At 69.5% G+C, this 25,538-nt stretch carries 27 protein-coding genes; 14 read left to right on the top strand and 13 right to left on the bottom strand.

Annotation, left to right across the window (positions count from 1 at the left end; translation table 11 throughout):
* Positions 1-111: 111 nt before the first annotated feature.
* Positions 112-1,017, bottom strand: a complete 906-nt coding sequence (locus LTL01_RS07510; RefSeq protein ID WP_236968039.1) for a universal stress protein — start codon at positions 1,015-1,017, stop codon at positions 112-114.
* A gap of 100 nt (positions 1,018-1,117) precedes the next feature.
* Between LTL01_RS07510 and LTL01_RS07505 the strand changes: the two genes are divergently transcribed.
* The gene (locus LTL01_RS07505) at positions 1,118-1,687 is read left to right on the top strand and encodes a hypothetical protein (protein WP_236968038.1); all 570 of its coding nucleotides are present in this window, start codon (positions 1,118-1,120) and stop codon (positions 1,685-1,687) included.
* A gap of 41 nt (positions 1,688-1,728) precedes the next feature.
* Here LTL01_RS07505 and LTL01_RS07500 read toward each other — a convergent pair whose 3' ends face one another.
* The gene (locus LTL01_RS07500) at positions 1,729-2,055 is read right to left on the bottom strand and encodes a hypothetical protein (protein ID WP_236968037.1); all 327 of its coding nucleotides are present in this window, start codon (positions 2,053-2,055) and stop codon (positions 1,729-1,731) included.
* Positions 2,056-2,322: 267 nt separating this feature from the next.
* Between LTL01_RS07500 and LTL01_RS07495 the strand changes: the two genes are divergently transcribed.
* The 5 genes from LTL01_RS07495 to LTL01_RS07475 all read left to right on the top strand — a co-directional run bounded on the left by LTL01_RS07495 (position 2,323) and on the right by LTL01_RS07475 (position 6,370).
* Positions 2,323-3,702 (top strand): HNH endonuclease signature motif containing protein, encoded by a 1,380-nt coding sequence (locus tag LTL01_RS07495; protein ID WP_236968036.1) that lies wholly within the window; start codon positions 2,323-2,325, stop codon positions 3,700-3,702.
* A gap of 115 nt (positions 3,703-3,817) precedes the next feature.
* On the top strand, positions 3,818-4,519 hold the full coding sequence (locus LTL01_RS07490) for a hypothetical protein (RefSeq protein WP_236968035.1): 702 nt from the start codon (positions 3,818-3,820) through the stop codon (positions 4,517-4,519).
* 544 nt (positions 4,520-5,063) lie between these two features.
* A complete protein-coding gene (locus LTL01_RS07485; RefSeq protein ID WP_236968034.1) occupies positions 5,064-5,390 on the top strand; it encodes a TraR/DksA family transcriptional regulator in 327 nt (108 codons plus the stop codon).
* A 67-nt stretch (positions 5,391-5,457) separates the two neighbouring features.
* Positions 5,458-5,958, top strand: a complete 501-nt coding sequence (locus LTL01_RS07480; protein ID WP_236968033.1) for a hypothetical protein — start codon at positions 5,458-5,460, stop codon at positions 5,956-5,958.
* A 202-nt stretch (positions 5,959-6,160) separates the two neighbouring features.
* Complete coding sequence (locus LTL01_RS07475) at positions 6,161-6,370, top strand: hypothetical protein (RefSeq protein WP_236968032.1); 210 nt, start codon at positions 6,161-6,163, stop codon at positions 6,368-6,370.
* Between the two features lie 82 nt (positions 6,371-6,452).
* Here the strand turns inward: LTL01_RS07475 and LTL01_RS07470 are convergent, their stop codons facing one another.
* From LTL01_RS07470 to LTL01_RS07455, 4 genes are read right to left on the bottom strand one after another with little or no spacing between them, the layout of a single operon-like run.
* Complete coding sequence (locus LTL01_RS07470) at positions 6,453-7,109, bottom strand: SDR family oxidoreductase (RefSeq protein ID WP_236968031.1); 657 nt, start codon at positions 7,107-7,109, stop codon at positions 6,453-6,455.
* On the bottom strand, positions 7,106-7,378 hold the full coding sequence (locus LTL01_RS07465; protein WP_236968030.1) for a hypothetical protein: 273 nt from the start codon (positions 7,376-7,378) through the stop codon (positions 7,106-7,108). Before LTL01_RS07465 ends, LTL01_RS07470 begins: the two co-directional genes overlap by 4 nt.
* Complete coding sequence (locus tag LTL01_RS07460; RefSeq protein WP_236968193.1) at positions 7,362-8,045, bottom strand: response regulator; 684 nt, start codon at positions 8,043-8,045, stop codon at positions 7,362-7,364. Before LTL01_RS07460 ends, LTL01_RS07465 begins: the two co-directional genes overlap by 17 nt.
* Entirely contained in the window at positions 8,042-9,286 is a 1,245-nt protein-coding gene (locus LTL01_RS07455) for a sensor histidine kinase (protein ID WP_236968029.1), read from the bottom strand. The genes LTL01_RS07460 and LTL01_RS07455 overlap by 4 nt, the downstream gene beginning before the upstream one ends.
* A 128-nt stretch (positions 9,287-9,414) precedes the next feature.
* Between LTL01_RS07455 and LTL01_RS07450 the strand changes: the two genes are divergently transcribed.
* From LTL01_RS07450 to LTL01_RS07440, 3 genes are all read left to right on the top strand, one after another.
* Entirely contained in the window at positions 9,415-9,864 is a 450-nt protein-coding gene (locus LTL01_RS07450; protein WP_236968028.1) for a MarR family winged helix-turn-helix transcriptional regulator, read from the top strand.
* A 50-nt stretch (positions 9,865-9,914) separates the two neighbouring features.
* Positions 9,915-10,337, top strand: coding sequence for an organic hydroperoxide resistance protein (locus tag LTL01_RS07445; protein WP_053546319.1), 423 nt, complete (start codon positions 9,915-9,917; stop codon positions 10,335-10,337).
* Between the two features lie 72 nt (positions 10,338-10,409).
* The gene (locus LTL01_RS07440; protein WP_053546320.1) at positions 10,410-10,670 is read left to right on the top strand and encodes a DUF3072 domain-containing protein; all 261 of its coding nucleotides are present in this window, start codon (positions 10,410-10,412) and stop codon (positions 10,668-10,670) included.
* Between the two features lie 24 nt (positions 10,671-10,694).
* Here LTL01_RS07440 and LTL01_RS07435 read toward each other — a convergent pair whose 3' ends face one another.
* The 3 genes from LTL01_RS07435 to LTL01_RS07425 all read right to left on the bottom strand — a co-directional run bounded on the left by LTL01_RS07435 (position 10,695) and on the right by LTL01_RS07425 (position 14,181).
* Positions 10,695-11,378 (bottom strand): hypothetical protein, encoded by a 684-nt coding sequence (locus LTL01_RS07435; protein ID WP_236968027.1) that lies wholly within the window; start codon positions 11,376-11,378, stop codon positions 10,695-10,697.
* A 67-nt stretch (positions 11,379-11,445) separates the two neighbouring features.
* Entirely contained in the window at positions 11,446-12,906 is a 1,461-nt protein-coding gene (locus LTL01_RS07430) for a dihydrolipoyl dehydrogenase family protein (RefSeq protein ID WP_236968026.1), read from the bottom strand.
* Positions 12,907-12,987: 81 nt separating this feature from the next.
* A complete protein-coding gene (locus LTL01_RS07425; protein WP_272877825.1) occupies positions 12,988-14,181 on the bottom strand; it encodes a Fic family protein in 1,194 nt (397 codons plus the stop codon).
* A 149-nt stretch (positions 14,182-14,330) separates the two neighbouring features.
* On the opposite strand from LTL01_RS07425, the gene LTL01_RS07420 reads away from it, so the two are divergent.
* Entirely contained in the window at positions 14,331-15,041 is a 711-nt protein-coding gene (locus LTL01_RS07420) for a spermidine synthase (RefSeq protein WP_236968025.1), read from the top strand.
* A gap of 24 nt (positions 15,042-15,065) precedes the next feature.
* On the opposite strand, the gene LTL01_RS07415 is transcribed toward LTL01_RS07420, so the two are convergent.
* The gene (locus LTL01_RS07415; protein WP_236968024.1) at positions 15,066-15,257 is read right to left on the bottom strand and encodes a hypothetical protein; all 192 of its coding nucleotides are present in this window, start codon (positions 15,255-15,257) and stop codon (positions 15,066-15,068) included.
* Positions 15,258-15,303: 46 nt separating this feature from the next.
* Between LTL01_RS07415 and LTL01_RS07410 the strand changes: the two genes are divergently transcribed.
* On the top strand, positions 15,304-15,801 hold the full coding sequence (locus LTL01_RS07410; RefSeq protein ID WP_236968023.1) for a hypothetical protein: 498 nt from the start codon (positions 15,304-15,306) through the stop codon (positions 15,799-15,801).
* Positions 15,802-15,851: 50 nt separating this feature from the next.
* On the opposite strand, the gene LTL01_RS07405 is transcribed toward LTL01_RS07410, so the two are convergent.
* On the bottom strand, positions 15,852-18,446 hold the full coding sequence (locus LTL01_RS07405) for a LuxR C-terminal-related transcriptional regulator (protein ID WP_236968022.1): 2,595 nt from the start codon (positions 18,444-18,446) through the stop codon (positions 15,852-15,854).
* A 55-nt stretch (positions 18,447-18,501) separates the two neighbouring features.
* A complete protein-coding gene (locus LTL01_RS07400) occupies positions 18,502-18,984 on the bottom strand; it encodes a DUF4916 domain-containing protein (RefSeq protein ID WP_236968021.1) in 483 nt (160 codons plus the stop codon).
* Between the two features lie 148 nt (positions 18,985-19,132).
* Between LTL01_RS07400 and LTL01_RS14680 the strand changes: the two genes are divergently transcribed.
* Positions 19,133-22,903: a rhamnogalacturonan lyase family protein gene (locus LTL01_RS14680; protein ID WP_272877824.1), complete on the top strand. Its 3,771-nt coding sequence runs from the start codon at positions 19,133-19,135 to the stop codon at positions 22,901-22,903.
* A 17-nt stretch (positions 22,904-22,920) separates the two neighbouring features.
* Here the strand turns inward: LTL01_RS14680 and LTL01_RS07390 are convergent, their stop codons facing one another.
* Entirely contained in the window at positions 22,921-24,792 is a 1,872-nt protein-coding gene (locus LTL01_RS07390) for a hypothetical protein (protein ID WP_236968020.1), read from the bottom strand.
* 88 nt (positions 24,793-24,880) lie between these two features.
* On the opposite strand from LTL01_RS07390, the gene LTL01_RS07385 reads away from it, so the two are divergent.
* Positions 24,881-25,147: a type II toxin-antitoxin system Phd/YefM family antitoxin gene (locus LTL01_RS07385; RefSeq protein WP_236968019.1), complete on the top strand. Its 267-nt coding sequence runs from the start codon at positions 24,881-24,883 to the stop codon at positions 25,145-25,147.
* On the top strand, positions 25,144-25,530 hold the full coding sequence (locus tag LTL01_RS07380; protein WP_064319281.1) for a type II toxin-antitoxin system VapC family toxin: 387 nt from the start codon (positions 25,144-25,146) through the stop codon (positions 25,528-25,530). The genes LTL01_RS07385 and LTL01_RS07380 overlap by 4 nt, the downstream gene beginning before the upstream one ends.
* Positions 25,531-25,538: the final 8 nt, after the last annotated feature.

The following is a 25,538-nucleotide window of genomic DNA, read 5'->3' as shown; positions in this document are numbered from 1 at the left end:
CGGGGGGTGGGTTGCTGGGAGGTTCGGCGGGTCTCGAAACGTCCGCTCCGCGGACACTCGACCACCGGGGGGGGTGGTGTCGGGCGGGTGTGTCAGACGCGGCGGGTGCTGTCAGCGGACGGCGACGGTGACCGCGGTGGCGTTCTCGAGCACCGCGGTGCTGGTCGAGCCGAGGAGAAGGCGGGCGAGGCCGCTGCGGCCGTGGGTGCCGACGACGGTCAGGCGCGCGGAGGTCGAGGCGTCGGTGATGGCGATGGCGGCGTCTCCCTCGGCGACCAGCGTGCGCACGTTGAGGCCGGGGTGGCGGGTGTGCGCCTCATCGACCGCCGACTGCGCGAAGGCCTCGGTGGGTGCCTGCAGGTCGTAGGGCGTCGGGTCGTAGGTCAGGTTCACGTCGAGGGACACCGGTACCGGCATCCACGTCGACACGATGGTCAGCGGCTCGCGCAGGCGCGCGGCCTCGTCGGCGGCGAAGGCGAGAGCGCGGTGGGAGACGTCGGAGCCGTCGACTCCGACGACGACACCTTCGCGTCGCTGGGCTTGGTCGAGGTCGGGGACGACGGCGACGGAGCAGTGGGCGTGGGAGACCAGGTGACGGCTCAGGTGCCCGCGCTCACGTCGGCTACCCGGGACGTGGTCGGTGCCGATGACGAGGAGGGCGGCATCCGTTGCTGCATCCGGGAGGGCGCGGTCGACGTGACGGTCGTCGATGACCTCGACCGTGACCGTGAGGCCAGTGGCGCGGAGGGGGATGGCGAGGGCCTCGAGAGGTGCGATGGCCAGGGCGTCGAGACCTTCGGCCTTCGGGTCGACGACGGCCACGAGCTTCAGGTCGGCTCCGGTGGCGCGGGCGCGCTCGACGGCCCAGGCGAGGACGGGGTGGGCTTCGGTGGGTTCGGGGCGGGCTGCGCCGGGGACCTCGGGGTCGCGGCGGACGGTGTCGGGGCGGATGCCGACGACGATGAGCGGGGAGGACGGCGCCGCGGCATCCGTCTGGGGTGCGGAGGAATCCGTCATGGCGCCAGCCTAGGGGGCGAGGGTGCCGGGAGGGAGGGGTGTCACAGGGTGGGGCGATGGCGGTGCCGACGGGAGATGGCCACCTAGTAGGTTTCTACTCGTGACGGCGGGGGACCTTTGGCAGCAGCGTTTCATTCAGTACGACAATCAAGCTCGCATCCTGCAGACCAAGGTGTTCGAGCTCATAGCCATAGGCCTCACCGCCGTGTCGGCGTTGTCCGGGGTAGCCATCTCCTACTCCCGGTACGAATTTTTCGCGTTCATCCCAATCATCTGCTTGCTCCTTTGGGCGATCGCTGCACGGATGCTTCACGAACACCTCATCCTCAGTGCGTTCAGAGACTTCTGCGAGGCTCGCGCCGTCATGCTCTTGGGCACGAGTAACCCGTCCGCTTTCGACTCCTGGCGCGAGTTCGGCGGACAGCGCGCCATGAAGGGGTGGCCGAACTACTTCGCGTTCAGTGTGGTCGCTGCCGTCACGCTCGGCCTGATGGCCGGGAGTATGGCATTCCTCTTCACGGTAGACGTCGTGCCCGTCGGATGGTTGCTCGCGGAGTCAATCGCACTCGGGGTAGTACTGCTCATTGGAGTGGTTGTTTTCGTCGTGGCTATGGTCGACCACTCCAGACTCGAACGCCTGGTAGCAAACGAAATCGAGCGACTTCGATAGCGACCGCTTGACGTCGCGAGCCGATCGCGCGGGTGCGCAGGTCAGGCGGAGGAGCCGTCGGCGGCCTCGATGATCTCGCGCATGAGTTGGACGGCGATCTCTTCGCGGGATCCGTCGACCCATTCGTGGAGCGTGAACGGGATGCCGAGCCCGCCGAGGTAGTCGACCGTCTTCTCAAGGCGAGGGACGACATCGATGTGATCGGTGCCGAAGAGGGCAGCGGTGAAGATCGGCTCGCCGGCGCGGATCGCGCGGCGCAGCTCAGGGGTGGAGCGCCGCGTGATGCGGTAGAGCGCCTGGAGAACCACGCTCGGGAAGTCGGGGGTTCCATCGAGGGTGAGAGAGATCGCGTTCTGCGGGGCGGGCATGGGCCTATTCGACCACGCGCGGGTCGCCGGGGTCGCCGGGGTCGCGTGGGGCCGGCGTTGCGGGTCGTCCGGGTCTCGGTACGGCCGCTACGCGGACACTCGACCATCCGAAAGCGGGGGGGGGAGGACGGGGATTCCGGGCGGGTGGGGTCGCGAAGGGCGTATCTAGGTTCGATATTTGTTATCCACATTGGGGATCATCCCCCACTCAATGTCGTAGCTGTGTTCTATACTATGAGGACGGAACATCGATCGAGACGAGAAGCCATGGACGAGAATTCGGAGCCGGTGGGCGACAGCGATGATGGTGATGTCGCGGCGCGGAAGACGGGCGAATTCGTCGATGAGATCGTGGGCTGGCGTCGGCTGATGGCCGAGGCGCAAGCGGGTGAGGCGATGGCGATGGCGAAGGCGTATGCGTACGCGCAGGAGCAGACCGCGTGTCTCGGGTCGGCGACGGCGAAGGCGCGGGAGATGCCGTTGCGGGCGATGGCGGCCGAGATCGGCGCGGCCACTCGGGTGAATGACAGTACGGTGCAGAACCGGTTGTTCGAATGCCACCGGCTCGTAACCGAGTACTCCCGGACGTTCGAGGCGTGGCGGGCGGGGCAGGTGTCCCAGGCGCACACGAAGGTGATCGTGGAGTTCGGGTCGGACCTGCCCGACCCGGCTGCGCGGGCCGCGTATGAGAAGGATGTTCTGGATTACGCGGTGAAGACTGCGACGGGCCGGTTGCGTCCGTATGCGCAGCAGGTCGCCGACAAGCTCAACCCGCGGACGGTGCAGGAGCGGCACGAGGTCGCGGCGTGTAAGCAGCGGGTGTTCGTCGAAGACTTGCCCGACGGGATGTCGATGCTCGGAACGATCGCGCCCACCACCTACGTCCACGGAGCGTACGACCGCGCGACCCAGGTGGCGCGGGAGATCAAGGCCGCCGACCTGCGGGCCCGGCGCGAGTACGCCGAGCGACGGGCACGCGGCGAAGAGGCCGAGGAACCGTGGTTCGACGAGCGCACCCTGGATCAGATCCGTGCGGATGTCGTGATGGACATGCTCCTCACCGCCGCGCCCACCGTTGACCCCACCGGGGGTGGGCTCGCAGCGATCCGTGCGAGCGTGCAGGTCAGCATCCCCGCCACCACCCTCGCCGGAACCACCTCGGGTGGGGCGGAGCTGAACGGGAAGTGCGCGATCGACCCGGCCACGGTGCGGATCCTCACGGGGAATGCTCCCGGGTTCGACCGGGTGTTCCTCCACCCCGTCACCGCGGAGGTCTTGACCACGGATCGGTACACGCCGACGGCGGGGATCAAGAGGTTCCTGCAAGCCCGATACGTGCGATGCGCGTTCCCGGGATGCCGCCGACCCGCGATGCGATCCGAGATCGATCACCATCAGGAGTACGCGAACGGTGGGAAGACCGACGGCGACAACCTCGGTCCGTGCTGCACCCGACACCACGTCACCAGGCACGCCGCGGGATGGGCCGTCGAACAACTCCCCGGCGGGAGGCTGAAGTTCACCGCACCGTCGGGGAAGGTCTACATCGAGGATCCACCACCGCGAGTGATGTTCATCCCGGAGCCGGATCCGGGTCCCGGCCTCGAACCGGATCGCGAATCGTCTTCGATCTTTCCGCCGTTCTGATCACTGGCGTCCGCGCGCCCCTGGGATGGCTGCCGCGGGTTCGCTCCGCGAACCCTTGCCCTCGACGGGGGTAACCCACGTCGGACCGGGGAAGAGGTGTGGCTAGAGTCGTGCGGTGGACCTCAGCGATGCGACAACGTCGCTCAACGTCTTCTTGGCGCTCGTCGGCATCGTCACCCTGGCGGCGGTGATCACATCGATCCGACCGGTCCGCGCATACATCGGCGAAGACACCGCGAACCTGGTCAACGTCAGCCTCGCCACCATCGCCGCACTCGGAACCGCCACCCTCGTCATCATCGAGTTCCGGAACTCCCTCGGCGGACTCGCGGGCATCATCCTGCTCGCCCTCGGAATCATCGTCGCGACAACCCTGTTCGTCCTCGCCTGGCGCGCATGCGCGCGTGGCGGGAAGCTCGTGGTCGTAATCGGCGCCGTCGTCGGCACGACCGCACTCGTGGCGATCGCGGATGCGTGGGCGTGGGGATTCGTCTGGGCACTGTGGGCGATCATCCTGTTCACACTGCTGCCGACCGTGCTCGCACGGCACCGCCCGGAACGCGAAACCGGAACGGGAGGCGTGGTCGCGCTCCTCGTCGGAATCATCGTGCTCGGGGTGCTCAGCGCGGTGGGACTCGAGGCGTCTGGGGTATCGGCTCCCTGGCGGTTCGCGATCCTCGCCGAACTGACGGTGTACCTCGCATGGCTTGGGACCTGGCACGCCGGTCACGGGGTGGAGGCGGGGCCGGCAGCATCCGCGGCTGAGGCGGCGCCGGAGGGGACGCAGCCGGAGGGGGACGGCATCCGTCAGGGGTGACGACGCGGGGCTGGGCCGGGACTGGCGTCGCGGGCCGCCCGGGTCTCGATACGCCCGCTGCGCGGGCTACTCGACCACCGGAAGAGTGCGGGCTGCGCGAGCGGTGAGGGTGCCGCGCGGGTGAGGGCGGAGCGCCGGCGGGCGAGGTGGCGTGCGGGCGGGGTGGGGAAAAAGGGGGAAAGAAAAGGGACGGGACATTCCGGGGGAATCTGGGCGACTTGCTTTATTTTCTTTTCGGGCTATGGTGAGGGGCATGTCCGTCACCGCACCCTTTGTCAGCGCAGCGCTTTTGCGCAGCGCTCGAACCGTGCGATATGTCCTGGACATCGCCGGAGCCCGGCACGAGGTGCTTCCGCCCCGGAAGACGGGAGCGGAAGCCGGATCGCTTCCGCTCCTCACCCGTCGCGCGCCACCGTAGATGGACCCGTGTTTTCACGGCTCTTTCTCTTATCCCAGCGCGTCGCATATGCGGCGCCTTTTTTGTATTCGCACGACGGTGCCTGAATTGCACCATTATTCGTCGCGCCCACTTTCAGGAGTTCTCATGTCCGTAGACACTGCATTTCCGTCCGCACCGACCGTGGATTACTCGCGCACTCGCCAGTTCCTGCAGAAGGAACTCGAAGAGCGAGAAGCCGCCATCCGCGAATCCCGCCCGACCTCCGCACCCAACGTCGACCCCGTCTCCTGGGCGACGAGCCAAGCGACCCAGCGCGTGATCGACCAGATCACCGCCGCACTGGAGCGCATCGACGCCGGAACCTACGGCCGCTGCATCCGTTGTCGTGGACCGATCGTCGCGGCACGGCTGGAGATCATGCCGTACGCCGAGAACTGCATCGATTGCCAGCGCAGTGTCGATAAACGTTGACGCAGCGGTCGGTGTCACCGATGCGGTGACCCTCGGCACGGAACCCTCGCGAACACCATTGATCGCAGTGATCGGCGACCCGCTGCCGTGCCTGGCGGCGCTGGCCGCGGCGCCGGAAGTCGAACACTTCCCCGGCGTCGACGCCGTGACAGGGAACCCTCGCGCGGTGGTCATCGGCATCGACATCCGTGCACTGCGCACGCGGAGACACCTGCGCTCGGCACTTCGCGACATCGAAGACCAATGCGCCGCGCTCTGCGCGCGGCTGCGAGGACTCGAACACATCGTTCTCGTCCTCAACGGCTCGCCCGTCGTCTCGGAGCCGAGCGTGCTGCGGATCTGCGACAGCGCCACACGACGCATCCACACACGACTCGAGCAGGCATACGCGCGATCGGTCGTGATCACGGCCGTCCTGGCCGAACGGTGCAACGACCGCGACCGCCTCGCCGAACGCGTCATCACCCGCGCTCGAGAGCGCGAATCCCTCGACGCAGGAGTCGCGCTGCGCTGGCAGGAGATCGCGCACACCTCGATCGGCGCCGCCGGCATGAACGAATACCTCTGACCCCACGACTCAGGAGCACACCATGTTCACCACTCCCCCGACCTCGACCGAGACCCGCGGATGGGGACCCGCGTTCCTCCGAAGACGGAGAACGGACAGCCGCCGGGCGGTCGTCGCAGGCCGGATCGACGCAGGCCGTGTCGACGAGAGGATGCCGTCCGCGAAGTGGCTCGCGCTCGGCTGACCCCACGAAAAGACCTCTGTGACGGATCAGCAGACCCCCGCTGATCGACGCGGGCCTCGAGAGCCCGACGACGCCAATGAAGGAAAGGAAGCGTGCATCGCCATGTCTGGAAAGTCGCCTCGAAACGCCAACACGAAGAAGGAACCGAAGCTCAGCCTCAAGGAGAAGCGCGAAGCCAAGCGCTCGAAGGCCGCCACAGAGCCGGCGCGGCCGCGCAAGTCCCGCTGACGGGGCCTGGGAAGAGAGACGCCGAGACCGCCCCAGCCCGTAGGGGCTGGGGCGGTCTCTTGTCATCACGGGGGCGTGAGCCTCAGTACTTGGCGGACTGGCCACCGTCGATCGGGATGACCGTGGCATTGACGTAGGAGGCGTCGTCGGAGAGGAGGAAGGCGACCACCGCCGCGATCTCGGGAGCCTCGCCGTAGCGCTTGGTGGGGTTCGCCTGAATGAACTGCTCGGCCGCGCCGCGGGGGTCGTCGGGGTCGAGCTGCTTCATGGAGTTCTCGACCATGGGCGTCCAGATCGCACCCGGGGCGATCGAGTTCAGGCGGACACCGAACTCGCCGTACTCGACGGCCGAGTTGCGCGTCAGGCCCACGACGCCGTGCTTCGCGGCGGCGTAACCGGACTGGCGACCGATGCCGCGGATACCACCGACGCTCGCGGTGTTCACGACAGCGCCGCTCCCCTGCTCACGCATGACCTTCAGGACCTTCTCGAGACCGAGGAAGACGCCACGCAGGTTGATCGAGACGACACGATCGAACTCGTCGGCACTGAAGTCCTCGGTGAGGTTCTGCTTGCCCTCGATGCCGGCGTTGTTGAAAAAGCCGTCGATGCGCCCGAACGTCGACAGGGTCTCGTCGACGTAGCGCTGCGTGTCCTCCTCGCTCGAGACATCGGCGGTGACGGTGAGGAGCTTGGCGTCGGGGGCGACCTCGCGGACGGCATCCGTCGTCGCCGTCAAGCCCTCTTCGGAGAGGTCGACGAGCGAGAAGTTCGCACGCTGCGGTAGAAGACGAAGGCACCGGGAGGCGCGGGATCGGCGGTATGGGTCGCTCCGTACAGGTCGGCGGATTCGCCGGCGTAACCGCCACCGAAGATCTCGACCTCGTTCGCCCGCTCGATCGCGTCTTCGACGAAGGCAAGGCACCGGGTCGTGTACGCCGTGGAGTCGAGATGCTCTTCGGCCCAGCGGAGCGCGTATCGGGAGATGGTGTCAACGTCGACGGTCACGGGGGCGATCCTCGCGAGGCGATGAGCGGAGGATCAGAGCGGCGGCCTGGGTGCGACTCTCGACACCGAGCTTGCCGAGCACCCGGCTGACGTGGGTCTTCACCGTGGGGATGGAGAGGAACAGCTCGGCGGAGATCTCGGCGTTCGAGGCGCCGCGCGCGACGGCCTGCGCGATCTCGAGCTCGCGCGGCGTGAGGGACGCCAGAGCCTTCTGATCGGCGGCGTCGGGGAGTCGGGTGTGGTCGGCGGCCAGGCGCATCACGGTGTCGAGCACCCCCGGCGCGAGGACGGGGCGACCCTCCGCCGCGGCGCGGATCGCGGCGACGAGCTCCGACGGCGGCGCATCCTTCAGGAGGAATCCACGGGCGCCGGCGCGGAGCGCGCGGACGACATCCTCATCAGCATCGAAGGTCGTGAGCACGATGATCGCCTGCGACGGATCGCGCGCGATCTCGCGGGCGGTCGCGGTGAGGCCGTCGCAGCGCGGCATCCGGATGTCCATGAGGACGACATCGGGGCGGTGACGGGCGATGACCGCTTCGGCCTCGAGTCCGTCCGCCGCCTCGCCGACGACGGTGAGGGCCGTGTCGGTTCCGAGAACGAGACGCAGCGCCGATCGCACCTGCGGGTCGTCGTCGACAAGGACGACGGTGACGGCATCCGTCATGCGCTGATCGACCACGGGAGGCTCACCTCCACGCGGAACTCGTCGGGACCCTGGGTGATGTCGAGGGTGCCCTGGACGGCGCGGACGCGCTCATCGATCCCGATCAGGCCGAAGCCGGGGGTGGGGGTCTGGCCGTGTGTGGGGGTCTGGGCGTCGGCGGGCAGGGAGTTGCGGACGGTGAGGGCGAGGCGGTCGCCGACCGTGCCGGCGACGATGAGGGTGACCGGCGCACCGGGGGCGTGACGGCGGGCATTCGTGAGGCACTCCTGCACGATGCGGTACGCGTGGCGACTGACCGTCGGGGACAGCGACGCGGTGTCGACGGCGATGCGGGTGTCGACCGAGGTGGCGGCGGTGACGGTGGCGATGAGGGCCTCGAGGTCGTCGAGGGTCGGCTGCGGGTGGTCGGACTCGGCCGACCCGGGAGCGCGGACGACGGCGAGGATGTCACGGAGCTCACCGAGCGACGCGCGGGCGTTGTCGTGGACGGTCTCGACGACCGCAGCGCGCTCGTCGGCGTCGAGATCGTCGCGGTAGCGGAGCGCACTCGCGTGCATCGCCGTCAGGGACAGGCGGTGCGCGAGCGAGTCGTGCATCTCGCGGGCGATGCGGGCGCGCTCGTGGTCGCGCGCGGCATCCTCGCGGAGGCGCTGCTCTTCTTCGACGAGGATCGCGCGCTCCTGGAGGGAGGCGACGAGGGCGCGGCGGGATCCGATCGAGACGCCGATGGCGATCGCGACGGCGAGGAGGAGCGCCGTGACCGCGAGGGTGATCGCGAGATCGACGGGGGCGAGCGGGACGCCGATCAGGTCGAGGCCGAGAAGCGCGGCGGCGGCGCCGGAAACGAGCCAGACCGCGGTCGCGATGGCGATGTCACGCGTGCGGCGGTGGGTGGCGAGCGACACGAGCGCGAGCAGAGCCGCCGGGACCGCGAACGAGGACACGGCGGCGATGACCGCGAGGAGGATCGCGATCGTGAGCGGCGCGAGGCGGCGGAGAGTGACGAGCCCCACGGCGAGGAGGCCGAGGAGGATGTCGAGGAAGAAGATACCGGCGAAGCGCAGGGTGGTGTCATCGGCGCCGGAGTCGACGCTGAGGCCGAAGTTGATGATGAAGATCAGGGCGCCCGCGAGGGTGACGGAGACGATCGCGGCGATCTCGCGTCCGACGCGGCGGGCGCGGGTTCTCTCTGAGGACGCGGGCGTGAGGGCGGTCGCGGGCTCCGGTGTGGTCGCGGTCATGGATCCAGCGTAGGAAGCGGGGTCGGGCGAGGGCATCGTCCGAAAGTGTCACATCCGGGGCGGGTTGGGGGGGAGGCGCGTCTCGGCATTAGGTTGTGGGCAATTGAGTTGTGTGCAATGCTTTTGCGATGGCAGCCACCACGCTCGACGAGTTCGTGTGCTTCGCGATGTACTCCGCGTCGCACGCGACGACGCAGGCGTACCGCGAAGTGCTGAAGCCGTGGTCGCTGACGTACCCGCAGTACCTCGCGATGGTGGTGCTCGCCACCGGCGAGCGCACCGTGAGCTCCCTCGGCGAGGAACTGGCCCTCGACTCCGGCACCCTGTCGCCCCTGCTGCGCCGACTGGAAACCCGCGGACTCGTCGACCGTCGCCGTGACGATCAGGACGAGCGCGTGGTCCGAGTCTCGCTGAGCGAGGACGGGCGACGCGTGCACGGAGAAGTCATCGGCGCGGTGGGCTGCCTCGTGCCCGCCTTCGTCGACAGCGGCCGCAGCCTGCCGGAACTGCTGGAGCAGCTCACGGCCATCACGGCGAACATGCGCGCGCTGGCGAGCGGGCTGCGCGCGGCATCCTGACTCCCCTGTCTTTCCCTCGTACCCCTCCCCCGAAAGAAAGGAACTCCCCCATGGAGACTCTCTACACCGCAGAAGCGCTCGCCACCGGCGGAGGCCGTGACGGTCACGTCCGCACCGCGGACGGCATCCTCGACACCGACGTCCGCACCCCGAAGGAGCTCGGCGGCGCCGGCGGCGCACCGAACCCCGAACTGCTCTTCGCCGCCGGCTACGCGGCCTGCTTCCACAGCGCCCTCCAGAGCGTCGCGCGCGCCCAGAAGGTCTCGATCGAAGGCTCGAGCGTCGGATCCCGCGTCGCCCTCGGATCGAACGGACAGGGCGGATTCGGCCTCGCCGTCGCCCTCGAAGTGAACATCCCCGAGCTCGACCACGCCGTCGCCCAGCAGCTGGCGGACGCGGCGCACCAGGTATGCCCGTACTCCAACGCCACCCGCGGCAACATCGAGGTCACGGTCACCGTCGTCGACGACTGAGCCCGCGGGGTCTGTCAACCCGGGCCTGTCAACCCCGGACCGGGTGTCGACGGGCGGGCCTACCTTCAACCCATGTCCACAACGAACCCCACCCCCGACGACGACCGCGAGATGCTCGGCGCCACCGAGCCCGACGCGGGTTCCGACAACTCCGCCGAGAAGGACCCGTCGACGTGGGTCACGGGCGATGAGCCCATGACCGGCCCGCAGCGGTCCTACCTCGACACCCTCGCCCGCGAAGCCGGGGAGCAGGTGCCCGCCGACCTCACCAAGGCGCAGGCATCCGAAGAGATCGAACGCCTCCAGGCCGCATCGGGACGCGGTCAGAGCTGAAGAACCGAGCAGGATCGAGCGCGCTCATCCGGCGAGGTCGTCGAGCCACGACGACCGCAACCGGAGGGCGCGCTCTGTCGTGGCGAGCACGACCGCGAGGGTCACCGCGACGTTCCCGGCCGTCGACAGGCGGAACGGCGACGTGAACGTCCCGACCGTGTCGGCGACCTGCGGGATCTGCGTCAGCGTCTCCACGAGCTGAGGCACCGCGATGCACACCCCGACGAGCACGATGAGGGTCGCGAGAGTTCCGATCGCGCGGCTGAGCGACGGATGCCGATGATGCAGACGCGCGCGCAGACCCTCGGCCGAACGAGGGTGCGGGTCGAGCTGACGCTCGTCGCCGGCATCCGTCACGAAATGACAGCGACGGAGCCCCGTGGTGCGCGCAGCCACCTCGATGTGCCCGCCGAGGACGGCGAAGCGGGCAGGAAGCCGCGACACTGCCGTCTGCACGCCGTCGCGGTAGAGACGCGCGCGGACCTCACCGTCGTCGCGATCGCCGAGCTGGCGAACATCGACGGCGTACGTCGTCATGACCGGGATTCCGGCAGGGCTGACGCCGGCCGGCCGATCGAGGAGGAAGAGCGACCGGGTGAGCGTGTGCCACCAGCGGTAGGGCGGAAGCGGACGACCGTCACCGGGCTTCGCGCGGCGCTCGGCGAGACGGGCTCGCCACGACGGCGCGCGGTTCGAGGGCGTGGGCATGTCTCCATCGCACCCGAATCGCCCCCGCGGCGGGAGTGCCGCCTGTCACGTCGAGGGGTGACATCCGTCACGAACGGGCGAGGTCGCCCTCCCGAGGTGACCCCTCGGTCGGGACCGTCTTGAGGAGGTCGCGGGCGGCGACGCCGACGATGGCGGTGTAGGTCGGATAGGCGAACTTCACCGCCGCGAGCGAGGACACGTCGGCTCCGGCGGCCATCGCGGTGGTGACGGCCTGGATGACCTCGACGGCGTTCTCGCCGACCGCGTGGGCGCCGAGGATGAGCGAGCGGCGACTGTCGGCGATGAGCTTCAGGAAACCGACCGCGCGGTCGTCGATGATCGCCCTCTCGAGGCGGTCGTAGCGCGCGAGGGCGACGACGCACTGCGGATCCCGGTCCCGCGCCTGCTCCTCGGTGAGACCGACCGAGGCGTAGTCGGGGTCCGTGAACGCGCCGACCGGCAGGAGGTGGTGCGGGGTGGCGCGGTTGGCACCGAGGACGGCGTTCTCGGCCGCCGCCTCGGCCTCGAACTGGGCGGCCTGGACGAGCATGTCCTGCCCCGTGATGTCGCCGACGGCGAAGATGTGCGGAGCGGAGGAGCGGAAGTAGCGATCGACGGCGACCGCGGAGCGCTCGATCTCGACGCCGGCCTCTTCGAGGCCGAGTCCCTCGACGTTCGCCGGCCACCCCGCCGCCATGATCACGACGTCGAACACCGCGGTGGTCGGATCATCGCCCTCAGCGTCACGCCAGGTGAGGAGGATGGTGCCGTCGGGCTGCTTCTCGAGGGAGTCGACGCCGGCGAGACCCGTGCGCACGGTGATGCCGAGGCGCGTGAACTCGTGCGTGATCGCCTCGCTCACATCGGGATCGGAGGGCATGAGGATCCGCGGAGCGACGTCGAGGAGGGTCACCTGCACCCCGAACGAGTCCAGGATCGTCGACACCTGCGCCCCGGTGTTGCCTCCGCCGATGATCGCGACCGACCGCGGCAGCTCCGTCACGGTGAGGATGTGCTCAGGAAGGAGCGCGTGCTCGGCGCCGGGGATCGGGAGGACGCGGGAATGGCCGCCGACGCACAGGATCACCGACGAGGCGGAGACCTCGGTGGGCTCGGCGTCGGTGCCGTCGGCGCTGTCATCACGGAGTCGCAGGGTGTCGGCATCCGTGAACTCGGCCGTCGTGCTGAGGCGGACGTCGACACCGGCCTTCTCGAGTCGGTTCAGGTCGGCCTTGCTCTCACGGACGAGATCCACCCGCTCGCGCACGAGGGTGGCGGTGGCCGACCAGTCGAGCTCGGGATCGGACACGCGGATGCCGTACGCCCCCGCCGCGCGGATCTCGCGCATCAAGCGCGCAGCCTTCGCGAGCGCGCGCGTCGGCACGCAGCCGGTGTTCACACAGGTGCCGCCGACGTGATCGGCTCGCTCTATGAGGACGACGGAGGCCCCCAGCTCGGCGGCGCGGAGAGCCGCGGCGATGCCCGCAGGTCCCGCCCCGACGACGGCGACATCGAACTGCTCGGTCATTTCGTCTCCCTCGGACGCCTCCCCGACGGGGTGGGTCGTGACCCATTCTGGCGCGGGTAGGGGTAGGCGGGGGTGGACGAGTCAGATCGCCTCGCGTCGCCCCGCCCGCTCAGCGAAACGATCGATGGCACCCAAGATCTCGTCACTGCGCCAGAACGGACCGAGGCGGTGCTCCGCCTTCGACTTCAGGATCCCCGCCTCGACGAGCGCACGCAGCGGTGGGTAGACGTTGGGCTGTTTCACCCCGACCTCACGAGCGGCCGTGGCGGAATCGAGTACGGGACGGCTGAGGAGGATATCGAGGAGCTTCCACGCGTTGCTGTCTCGGCGGGCGGTCAGAACGTCATCCCACGACCGTCGGATCGCGTCGATCTCGGCCACCAGCCGGCGTGCGTTGCGCACAGCTCGGAGAGACGCGTCCGCGAAGGCGCGGACGATAGGGGCGAGGTCACCCCCGCGGTACGCCGTGAGCGCAGCGTGGTACCCGCGGACATCGGCGAGAAGCCCGGCAGAGACCGGTACCGCAACCGACCGCGTCACCCCGCGATACCGAAGCATGGATTGCGCGAGAGCGCGGCCAGTACGCCCGTTCCCGTCCGTGAACGGGTGGATGGTCTCGAAGTGCGCGTGGGCGATGGCCACGGAGAGGAGGGGCGCCACATCGCGCCGCCGGGCGAACTCGGTCACGTCCACGATCAGCTCGGAGACGCGTTCGTGCCAGGGTGCGACGAACTCTGCACCCACCGGGGAGTCCCCGCGCGTTCCGATCCACACTGCCTCTTCGCGCCAGCGACCTGCAGCGTGCCGCGGCTGTCCGACCATCAGCGCTTCGTGCATTCGGCGGATCGAGTCCGGCGAGACGGCGTCGGCGAGCTCGATCGCGGCCTGCATGGCGCGGGTGTTCGCCGCGATCTGCTCTGCGTCCCGGCCCGACTTCGCGCCGAGTTCCGCGCTGAAGATCGCGCGGGCCGAGGCGGTGAGATTCTCAATCTGGGAGGAAGACGCGGACTCCGAGCGAAGCAACACCGGCGCGAAGGAGTGGACCCGAGCGCCCAGCTCTGCGTCGAATCGGCTGAGTTCGCGGGTGGCTTCCTCCGCCGCCGCCATCGACGTGGCGTCGAGCTGTGGAGTCAGCCCTGCGATGAACGGGGGTATCGCGGCTTCATAGTCGACGACTGGCGCGCCAAGCTCCGCGTCGATGCCCCACTGCGCCGCAGGCGTCCACGTTCGCGTCTCCCACTCCACCGCGGGCCAGGTGATCTCTGTATCTGCCATTGCCTTCACCTCCCGAGGGCTGACCTGTTCATAACGACCTCTGTCTAAATTATGAATTCTATTGCTAAATCATAATTCGGGCAGGGAGCATTCTGATGTCGGTCACGCCTCGGGCGTAGCGTGGAGCCCTGCGACGGATGAGGAGTGCGATGATCGCGCGGATCGAAGAACTGGACTGGCAGCCGACCCGCATGGGCGACCTGACCCTGCGGCGACGGACGAATCCCGCGACGGGTGAACTCATCTACGAGGTGAAGCTCGGCGAGGAGTTCCTGATGTCGAGCCTGTTCACCGTCGCTGAAGAAGAGCTGTCGACGCTCGGGCTGGCCGCGGCATCCGGCGACCGCCTCGACGTGCTCGTCGGTGGACTGGGACTCGGATACACCGCGGTGACGGCGCTGGCCGATGCGCGCGTGCAGCGCGTCGACGTCATCGACGCCCTGCCGGCGGTCATCGACTGGCATCGGCGCGAACTGCTGCCGGTGTCGGCGACGCTCGTGCGGGACGAACGGACGACGCTCATCCACGACGACTTCTTCGCCGTCGCCCGGCGCGAGCCCGGCGCCGACGACCGGGTGTACGACGTCATCCTGCTCGACGTCGACCACTCGCCGCGCCACACGCTCGACCCGAGCCACGCCGACCTGTACACCGTCGCCGGACTCACCGCGCTCCGCGGACATCTGCGACCCGGCGGCGTGTTCGCGCTGTGGTCGGACGACCCGACCGACGAGCCGTTCCTGCGCGACCTCGAGACGGTGTTCGGCGCGGCCGAGGCACACGAGGTGCGATTCGCCAACCACCTCACCGGCGGGACATCGGCGAACACCGTCTACGTCGCGACGACCTCGGAGGCGTGAGGGGTCTCCGGGGATCCGATCGCATCAGACCGTGATGTGAAACCCCGGGGAGAAATCGACGTTTTCGGGCGCGACACGCGCCGACACGACCGAATCTCCCGCGTTCTTCACCGCGTTGCGGCTCATCACCGGCCGGGCCCCGGCAGCAGGCGTGGCGGCAACGGCGACCGAGTAGTTTCCGTCGAACCCGTGGCGCTTGGGTAGCCGGATGAGCAATCTCTACTCATTGCAGGATGGGGCGGTCACGCGCACGATCGGACACATGCCCGAACATCTCCTCACCCCCGCCCGACCGGCGCGCGGTCGCCTCCTCTCCTTCCTCGTGATGAGCCCCGTCCTCCTGGCCGGACTCGTCGGATGCGCCTCACTTGTGCCGACGCCGGAGAACATCGTCGAAGGCGTCGTCGAACAGGTGGCCGAGCAGAGCGGGCAAGACCTCGACGTGGATGTCGACGCCACGGGCGACGGCGTCACGCTGCCGGCGGACTGGCCGGGACTCCCAGTGCCGGAGGGGCGCCTCTTCTCGGCGATCAAGATGGGCGACAGCTTCAGCCTGTCGGTCGAGGTCGACAGCGAAGACGCCGCGCGCGCGACCGCGGACGAACTCGCCGCGTCCGGCTTCGAGGTCCTCAGCGAGACCGACTACGGCGAGCTGAAGGGGCTGGTCCTGAAGTCCGCCGCGTGGAGCGTCGTCTACGGATGGACCGTCTCCGACGAAGGGATCACGGTCTCGTACACGATCACGCCCGTGACTTCCTGATCGCGAGCGGACCTGAGACCCGCTGAGCGCCGCCCGGGGGGCGGCGGCGCTCAGCGCGCAGCCGAGGGATCGTCCGCATCGAGCAGCGTCGCGAGGTCGTCGCGTCCGGAGACACCGAGCTTGCGGTAGACCCGCGCGAGGTGGTTGTCGACCGTTCGCGCCGAGAGGCCGAGCTCGGCGGCGATCTCGCGACTGCGCCGTCGCATCGCCGCGGCACGCGCGATCTGCCATTCCCGGGGCGACAGCATCATCTCGTCCACGCTTCGGCCGGTGCCGGGAAGGCGCAGCGGATCCGCGGACGTGAGCGCCGCGAGGTCGGCCGCGGCGATCCGCCCCTGCGTGCGCGCCCGACCCTGCCCCGCCCGCACCCCCGCATCCTCCGCGATGCGGCGCGCGACGCCGAGGAGGCCCGCGCGACGAAGCGACGGAAGAAGGTCCACGCAGCGCGCGTAATCACCCCGAGCCCGGGCGCGCGCGACATCGGCGAGAAGGACGCAGAGCGGTGCTCCCCCCGCATCGGCGGCGCTCTCGAGGAGATCGACGACATCACGCGCGCGACCCAGCCGGATCGCCGTAGACGCCGTGAGCGCGGCGAGGACATGGTGGCGCTGGCGCACCCCCTCCTCCACCGCGGCGCGGAGGATCGCGACGGCCTCGTCCTCGCGACCGGCACGCGCGGCCGTCCATGCGTCGGCCTCGGCGAGCTGCAGCACCGCCTTCACCTCCGTCGGCGCGGGGCCGCCGGAGGAGTCCCGCACCGCGGACGCGTCGTCACCGCTCATGGCCGCGCAGGTGCGGGCGAGTGCTCGAGCCACGTCCACCAGACCGGTGAAATCGCGCCATTCCAGCAGTCGCACCGCGAGCCGTGCCAGATCGAACGCGTCATCGTGACGCCCCCCGTGGAGGGCGATGAGGGCGAGTGTGTAGGTCCACAGACCGGCGGCATCCGCCTCTCCGTCGAGCCGCCGCCCCTCGGCGAGCACCCGTGCACTGCCGATGTCGCCGGACCCGACGAAGACGAGGAACTGCGAGAGAGCGAGCAGGCTCTCGGCGTGCGGCAGTTCGGCGCGATGCCGGTCGGCCAGCGGCCGGCCGCGGTCGATCGCCGCCTGCGCCTGCGCGATGCTCCCGCCCATCGTCGCGAACATCGCCTCGGTGAGCACACCGCCCAGCTGCGCGAGGGAGGACTGCACGGCCGACGGCTCATAGGACGCCACGTCGCCGGCCATTGCGCGCCACTTCGCGGCTTCGGCGGCGAGGGCACCACTCGCTTCCGGATCGATGCGATCGATGACCCCGCGAGCCAAATCGGCCGCGGCACGCGGGTCGCGACGGCGGTAGGCGAGGTGCTGTCCGTGCCGCAACGCCACGATGGCACGCACCTCATCACTGTCGGCCCGGTCGGACGCCGCGACGAACGCCGCGTCGGCGGCGCGGTCGAGCGCCGAGAGCGCCACTGCGCGGACGAGAGCGGCGACAGCCGTGGGGCGGAGACGATCGGCGGCGTCGGCCAGGCGCAGTGCCGTCTCGGGGTCGCCCGCGGATGCGGCCGCCTGAGCGGCCCACTCGAGCTCTGCGGCATCCGCGTCCCCCTCACGGAGGAGGTGGATCGCCGTGCGGCGATCGTCCTGGTCCCCGGTGGAGCGGAGCGCCTCCGCCGCGCGCCGGACGAGCTGGATGCGCCGCTCGGGATCGAGATCGGCGAGAAGCGCCTCGGTGAGGAGAGGGTGCGCGAGGCGCACCCGGCGCCGGCCGGCATCGACGGTCTCCCGAACGACGGCACGAGACACGAGGTTCCGGAGCGCCCGATCGTCGATGGCGGATGCGAGGTCCACGGTCCACGGCTGCGCCAGCGCCAGCAGTTCGGCGACCTCCCGCTCGGACGGGGACAACGGGGCGAGGTGCGCACGGGCGGAGTCGAGGACGTGCGGTGCGAGTCGGACCTCCTCGATGGCCAGGCCGACCGGGGTGGGGTGAACGCGTCCCTCCCGCGAGGCGGTCATCAGCAGTTCGCGGAGCACGAGCGGATTGCCCGCACTGGCGTCCGCGAGGCGGCGAGCGGCATCCGGATGCAGAGGGTCACCGAGGTACTCCTCCGCGAGCGCGACGACCTGCGCCGGGGCCAGTGGGGGAACATCGACGCGATCGAGCAACCCCTCGGCGTCGAGCCGCGCGACGGTCGCCGACAGCGCCCGCTCGACGCGGTCGGTGAACACGGCCGGCACCCCGAAGACGCGAACGAGCTGATAGACCACACCGGCCGTGACGTCGTCGACGAGCGAGACGTCATCGACCGCGAGGACATACCGCGACGCACCCGCCCCAACGGTGGCGACGAAGCGGTGCACGCGATCACCGATCGTGACCGACTCGTCGTCGTCGCCGACGTTCGTCGTCAGCACAGGGGCGAGCGCTGCCGCCGGAACACCCTGCAGCTCGGCGACGCCGATGATCGGCACCACGACCCGACCCCCAGACTGCACCGCGGCGACGATCGCGCGAGCAAGGGTTGTCTTCCCGACCCCCGTGCCGCCCGACAGCAGCTGGGCGCGCGAGGGGCGAGCGCTCATCCGCCGCACGACGTCGTCGACGAGATCGGGGCGCGCGTCGAGCGGCCACGACGGGGTGGGGCCTTCGGCGGTCACACCCCGACGCTATCGATGTCTGACGCACCGGGGCGCCCCTGCGGGAACAGGCCGGTCAGCCCAGGCCCATCCGCTCGAACAGGACGCGGCATCCGGGCCAGAGGTCGTCGGGCAGGGCATCCGTGGCGAAGAAGGCGAAGTCGAGGGCCTCCTCCTGGGGCTGCGGATCGCCCTCGAGCGCGATCGTGAACGACAGGCCGATCGCGTGCTTGCGGGGATCGTCGCCGAAGACGGTGCCGTCCGTCGGAGCAACGGAGGGCGGAAACCACTCGTAGACGTACGCGGGCTGCGGGTTCAGCGGCAGGACGGGCTCGAGGCCGAGGGTGTCGACACAGTGGCGACGGATCGCGACGGCGATCGTCTCGCCGCGCTGAATGCGACCACCCAGGTGGCACCACACGCGACCGTGCGGAGAATCGCGCAGGATGAGACCGATCTCGCGACGTCCGTCGACCTCGCGCACGGGCACGAAGTCGACGCAGGCGATGGGCATGGACTCCTCGATCCGGGCGTACAGATCGGCGGGGAGGAACGTCATGGCTCGATTCTTGCGCGGATGAGAACTGCGGGAGAAACCGCGGATTCCTTGACGCGAAACTGCGGAACGGGCCAAAATGGGACACGGCTTGGGAAACGCTTTCCTTAACTGACTCGAGGGAGATTCAGTGACTGCTCTGCGACGTACGATGAGGTTCCGCACCGCGATCGCCGCCCTGGCGGGAGGCGCGATCGTCGTCTCCGGCGGGATCGTGACGGCTCCGGCATCCGCGAACGAGGAGATCGATCTGCGCTTCGACTTCGGCGGACCCGCTTCCCCTGTCGCCGAGGGGTGGACCGGCGTGCACCCCGGATCGGCCTACAGCGCCGAGACCGGCTACGGATTCACCGTCGCACCGGGGGCGTTCCGCGACCGGGGCGGCGACGACCTCGTCGCACGCGACTTCACGATCGCCGGCAGCTCGACCTTCGCCGTCGACGTCCCCAACGGCACCTACGAGGTCACGACGTGGGCGGGCGACCTCATCGCCGGCAACCGCACGACGTTCGACATCGAAGGCACCGCGTTCTCGGGCCCGCGGACGGCGAGCGGCGACGTGCACGAGGAGTTCTTCCCCGAGATCGTCGTGGCCGACGGACAGCTCACCATCTCGGCATCCGGCGACGGACGGATCAACGGCATCCTCGTGCAGACGCCCCTGCCCGCACCGCTCGCGCTGGCCACCTCCGTGAACGCCGACGTCCCCGTCGTCGCGCTCGGGTGGGAGCCGGTCGCCGGCGCCACCGGCTACAGGATCTATCGCGCCGCCCCCGACGGAGACCTGGCCGAGATCGCCACCGTGGCGGCGCCCTTCGACGCGGCGACTCCCCCGACGTACGTCGACAGCGACGTCGAGCTCGGCGAGAGCTACGACTATGCCGTGGCGACGGTGAAGGGCGAACGGACCTCCCGCACCGGCGAGCGCGTCACGGCCTCGGTCACGGACGCCTCGGTTGCCCCACCCGCGCAGCCCTCCGGGCTGGTGACGACGTCGATCGAGCGCAACAGCGTGACCATCGCGTGGGACAGCGTCGAGGGCGCCGCGCTCTACCGGGTGTTCCGTTCCACGCGCGAGGATCTCCCCTTCACCGAGATCGCACGCGTGGGCGAGCCGACCTACACCGACACGGATGTCCTCACCACGCGCCCGTACCTCTACCGTGTGGTCGCGGTGAACGCCGGCGGTGCGTCGGAGGAGTCCGCGGTGCACGCGACGGATGCCGCCACCACCCTGGTGCGGAACGTCGAGTACCTCGACCGCTCCCCGGTCGCGGTGACGACGGATGCCGGGGTCTACCTTGGCTGGCGCCTCCTCGGCCTCGACGACCGCGACCTCGGGTTCACCGTCTACCGCGACGGCGTGAAGATCACCGACGCCCCGATCACCGAGACCACCAACCTCGTCGACCCCGACGGCACGGCCGATTCGACTTACCTCGTCACGGCGCAGATCGGCGACCGCGAGGTCTCGGTGACCGACGAGTTCGGGCTGTGGGCATCCGGGTACCTCGACATCGCGCTGGACACCCCGGCGCCGCAGACGATGCCCGACGGCAGCACCGCGACCTACGCCCCCGGCGACGGCACGGTGGCCGATCTCGACGGCGACGGGCAGTACGAGCTGATCTTCCTCTGGAACCCCTCGAACGCGAAGGACAACTCCCAGTCCGGCTACACCGGCAACGTCTACATCGAAGCGGTGCGTCTCGACGGCACGAGCCTGTGGCGCATCGACCTCGGGCGGAACATCCGCGCCGGTGCGCACTACACCCAGCTCGAAGCGTTCGACCTCGACAGCGACGGCCGTGCCGAGATCGCCGTGAAGACCGCCGACGGCACGATCGACGGCGAGGGCACCGTCATCGGCGACCCCGACGCGGACCACCGGAACTCCGGCGGCTACATCCTCACCGGCCCCGAGTACCTCACCGTCTTCGACGGCGAGACCGGCGCCGCGATCGACACCGTCGACTACCTGCCCGGCCGAGGCAATGTCGCTGCGTGGGGCGATGGATACGGCAACCGCGTCGACCGGTTCCTCGGGGGCGTGGCCTACCTCGACGGCGAGAACCCGTCGCTGGTGATGAGCCGCGGCTACTACACCCGCTCCGTCATCGTCGCGTGGGACCTCGTGGACGGGCGGCTCGTCGAGCGCTGGACGTTCGACTCCGACGCGGCGGGTGCGCAGTACGAGGGGCAGGGCAACCACCAGTTCACCGTCGCCGACGTCGACCGGGACGGCCTGGACGAGATCGTCTTCGGCGCCCTGACGATCGATGACGACGGCACGCCGCTGTACAACTCGCGCCTCTTCCACGGCGACGCGCAGCACGTCGGCGACTTCGTCATCGATCGCCCGGGACTGGAGGTCTACAGCGTCTTCGAGAGCCCGAGCGGCAACGGTGGCATCATCGCCGCGATGCGGGACGCCGAGACCGGTGAGATCCTCTGGGCCAACGAGGGCAGCCGCGACACCGGCCGCGGGACCGCCGCCGACATCGACCCCACCTCGCCCGGCGCGGAGGCGTGGAACATCGGCGGGGACTTCGCGTGGAACTCCCGCGTGGGGACCCTCAACGCCGCCGACGGCACGGTGCTGTCGAACGACATCCCCGCGGCGAACTTCGTCACCTGGTGGGACGGCGACCTCACACGGGAGATCACCGACCACGACTACGACACCGCCATCTCGGCGGGCGTCCCGACGATCTCGAAGTGGGACCCGGCGGCGCAGGAGGAGGTCGAGATCGCCCGCTTCGAGGGGACCCTCACGAACAACACCACGAAGGGCAATCCCGTCATCCAGGCCGACCTCTTCGGCGATTGGCGCGAGGAGGTCGCGGTGCGGCTCGCCGACGGCAGCGGCATCCGCATCCACACGACGACGGATGTCGCGGACACGCGGATCCCGACCCTCATGCACGACTCGCAGTATCGGCTGGCTGTGGCGAACCAGAACTCCGCGTACAACCAGCCGCCGAACCCGTCGTTCTTCCTCGGCGCCGGGATGGAGGAGCCGCCCACGGCCGCCATCTCGTACGTCGGTGCGCCCGCGGCGGACGAGTCCGCGCCGGTGATCGACGGGATGCCGTGGGGCATCGTCTCGGTCGACGACCCGCTCGCCCTGGCGGTGACCGCGGACGACCCGGAGAGCGGTGTGCGGACCGTGGTGGTCACCGTCGACGGGGTCGAGGTGCCGGCATCCGGCGAGGTGATCCTGTCCGAGCTCGGGATCGAGGGCGACGGGCGCGAGGTGGAGGTCACCGCCACCGCGGTGAACAACGCCGGGCTCGAGGCGACCGAGACCTCGACCGTGCTGCTCGTGCCCGGTGATCCGTTCACCGCCGCTCCCGGACGCGGCGCCCTCTCGAACACGAGCGGGTGGGACTACGGCCTCCACGACGGGAACTACGACGTCGTCATGAACCTGTGGTGGGGCGTGCCGGGGACGGTGTTCCGCCTGTTCGAGAACGGCGAGCTGATCGAGACCCGCGCGCTCGAGCCGACCGCGGGGATGTCGCAGACGACGGGGCTCCGCATCGAGGGCAAGCCCAACGGCCGCTACGTGTACACCGCCGAGCTCGTCAACGCGCAGGGTGTGACGGAGACGACGTCGACGACGGTCGTCGTGAACGCCGCAGCCCCGGGGAAGCCGGTCGTGTCCCACGACAACGGGGATCGGGACGGCGACTTCACGGTGACGGCGAACCTCTGGTGGGGCACCAACGCCGACGCGTACGACCTTCTGCTCGACGGCGAGGTCGTCGACTCCGGCGAGCTCGCCGCCGCGACACCCTCCGCCCAGCGGGTACGGGTGGAACTCGAGGGCGTCACGGCGGGCACCCACGAGCTCGTGGCGGTGTTCCGCGACGCCGCCGGAGAGACGGCATCCGCTCCGGTGACGGTGACCGTGCGGTAGGGGAACCGCGCGGGGTGCTACCCGACGTCTCGGATGAGCAGAGTGATGGCGACCAGAGCGCTGGTCGTCACGGCGGGTTCGAGACCCGGAGCGACGTCAATCGCGCCGTCCTTCACCGTGATGAGTCCCGTGAGGGCGAGCTGCTCGAGCACGCGGGCAACGCGGGGAGCGAGGAACTGCTCCTCACCCTCGACATCGACATCGACATCGATCGGATCGGAATCCTCGGCGACCGTCGAGAAGAGCCGAGCGACGACGATACGACCGGCGAGCTCGTCGAAGAAGGTCCGCTCGGCACCGCCGGTGATGAGGAAGGCCGAGCACATCGTCGTGATCTGTTCGGCGAGTGCGAGCGAAGGGGGTGTCTCACCTCGCCATGACATGGCCGCCGGGCCCGGACGCACGCGTGTGGCGCTGGACTCGAGGATATCGGCGGCGTGCAGGGCGTTCCACCAGGCCATGAACTCGGGCACTTCACGGAGGGAAAGGACGTACCGCCGGCCCGATGGCCCCCGCAGATCATCGGCGGCGGCCCGGGATCGGACGCCCAGCGCGTCGATTCCGAGGAACGCGGCGGCGTCGGGGATGTCGACACGGCGGAGCATTCCCGAGGAGGTGAGGGCGCGACCGGCGCCGATCCAGTCGAGGAACGGCGAGACGGATCGAACGACGGGGAGGGCCGACAGCGCGGTCCTCTGCGCGACGTCGCCGACATGAGCGGACGCCTCCAACGCGGCAGCGACGTGCGGCGGCATCGGAGCGTCTTCATCGACCTCGTCGAGCTCGTCGATGGCTGACTCGACCGCGGCATGCGCAGCCTTCCAGGCTGCTGACCCCTCGGCGCTTCGCTCCAGCCGAAAATGCACATAGTCATGAAGCACCTCGAGGGCGTTGCCGAGGGTCTGTTCCTGCTCGGGGTCGTCGGGGTCCGAGATACCGAAGAGCGTCTCGATGAAGGGATCGACGTCGTCCGGGTCGGAGAGATCGAGATCGACCCTCACGGCCAGAGCGAGAAGATCTTGGAGGAGCTCGACCTCTCCCACCTCGATGCGGTCGTGACCATCCGGTTGAGTGGCGAGCCAGCGGGTGAACGCTTCTGACGTGTCAGAACCACGTTCGGGTCTCGTCGATCCGATACCGAACGCAGCGCCGCGCGCCTCAGTCGCGGCGGCCACGAGCATGGGAGCCTCCAGGGTCGTCTCCGCGTCGAGGTCCAACTCCCGCCGGGCGACGACCTCCACGGCCAGATTCTCGCGACGCGACCACGCGGTCAGCGCCGCGGCCACCGCGAGCGCACCCGCTTCATACAGCGCAAGGCCTGAGTGCGCGAAGTGCAGACGGTCGAGCGAGTCGAACCCGCGCCCCTTGCGCGCAAGCCCGACGATGTCGGTGCCCGCCTTCCGGGCAGATGCCGCCCAGCGGGGGAATCGTGCCGCGGACAGCCCGGTGACGGTAACGGGGTCGGAGTACCAGCGGTCGAGCAACCCGATGCTCACTCCCATGACATCCGAGATCGCGGGAAGGTCCACGGTCGCCTCCGGAGAGATCCGACCGAGTTCCCGGCGCGCCGCTACCTCGTCGTCGTCCGCGACCGCACGGGCGACCCGCACCAAGACGGCCAGAGCCTGCTGCCGCCGGTCACCGATGGGAGTGAACAGAGTGAGATTGTGGCGTTCGGTCGCGCGCGCCAGGGCCGCATTGAGTCCGTCGACGTCCGCTTCGCCGAGGTTCTCAAGATCGAAGCCCTCGTCGGCGACGAGCGGGCCGAGATCTCGCATGAGCTTCGCCGCCATACCCGGTGTGCGAACGATCCCCTCCCGTGCCAGGAAAGCCTGGACTTCCGGATCATCGAACGGGTCGTCGGGAGATACGCGGGCGTCGTCGTTCACGACCCCAGCGTAGGCCGCCGACCGTTGAGCGTGGTCCCACTGTGGAGAACCCGATGGCGAACGTGCGACACGGTGCTACGCTCCCCTCATGGAGAGGATCAGCCACCGGGAGATGCGCAACCGCAGCGGCGAGATCCTGCGCCGCGTCGAAGCCGGAGAGTCATTCGAGATCACCAATCACGGGCGCCCGGCAGCGCGGATCGTCCCACCGGGTGACGCGTCTCTCGACGCACTGATCGCCCACGGTGAGGCGCGAGGCGCCCGGCGCAGCATCGACGCACTCTCCGACCTCCGACGCTCCATCTCCGCACGCTGCTCGCGGGACCTCGTCGACGACGCCCGAGGGCACTGGTGACCACCGCCTACCTCGACACCTCAGCCGCGATGAAGCTTCTCATCGACGAACCGGAGTCGGAGGCGCTCTCGCTCACCCTCGTCGGCTCCGGCCGACGTCTCGCGGCGTCGTGGCTGCTTCACACCGAGCTGCACCGCGCGGCAGGGCGAAACCCCTCCGACATCCCGCTCGACTCCATCGCGCTCCTCCTCGACACGGTCACACTGGTCGACATCACGCGCGGTGATCTCCTCAGCGCCGGGACGCACGCGCCCCTGCGGTCGAACGACGCGATCCATCTCGCGACGGCCCTGAGAATCGGCGCCGACGAGGTGGTCACATACGACCCCGAGCTCTCGACGGCGGCCACGGCGGCGGGCCTCAGCGTCATCGCCCCGCGCTGACGACCGTT

The sequence above is a fragment of the Microbacterium aurantiacum genome (genome assembly GCF_021654035.1).
In the GTDB taxonomy this organism is placed as follows: Bacteria; Actinomycetota; Actinomycetes; order Actinomycetales; family Microbacteriaceae; genus Microbacterium; species Microbacterium aurantiacum.
This window is presented reverse-complemented; position numbering and strand designations above follow the sequence as displayed.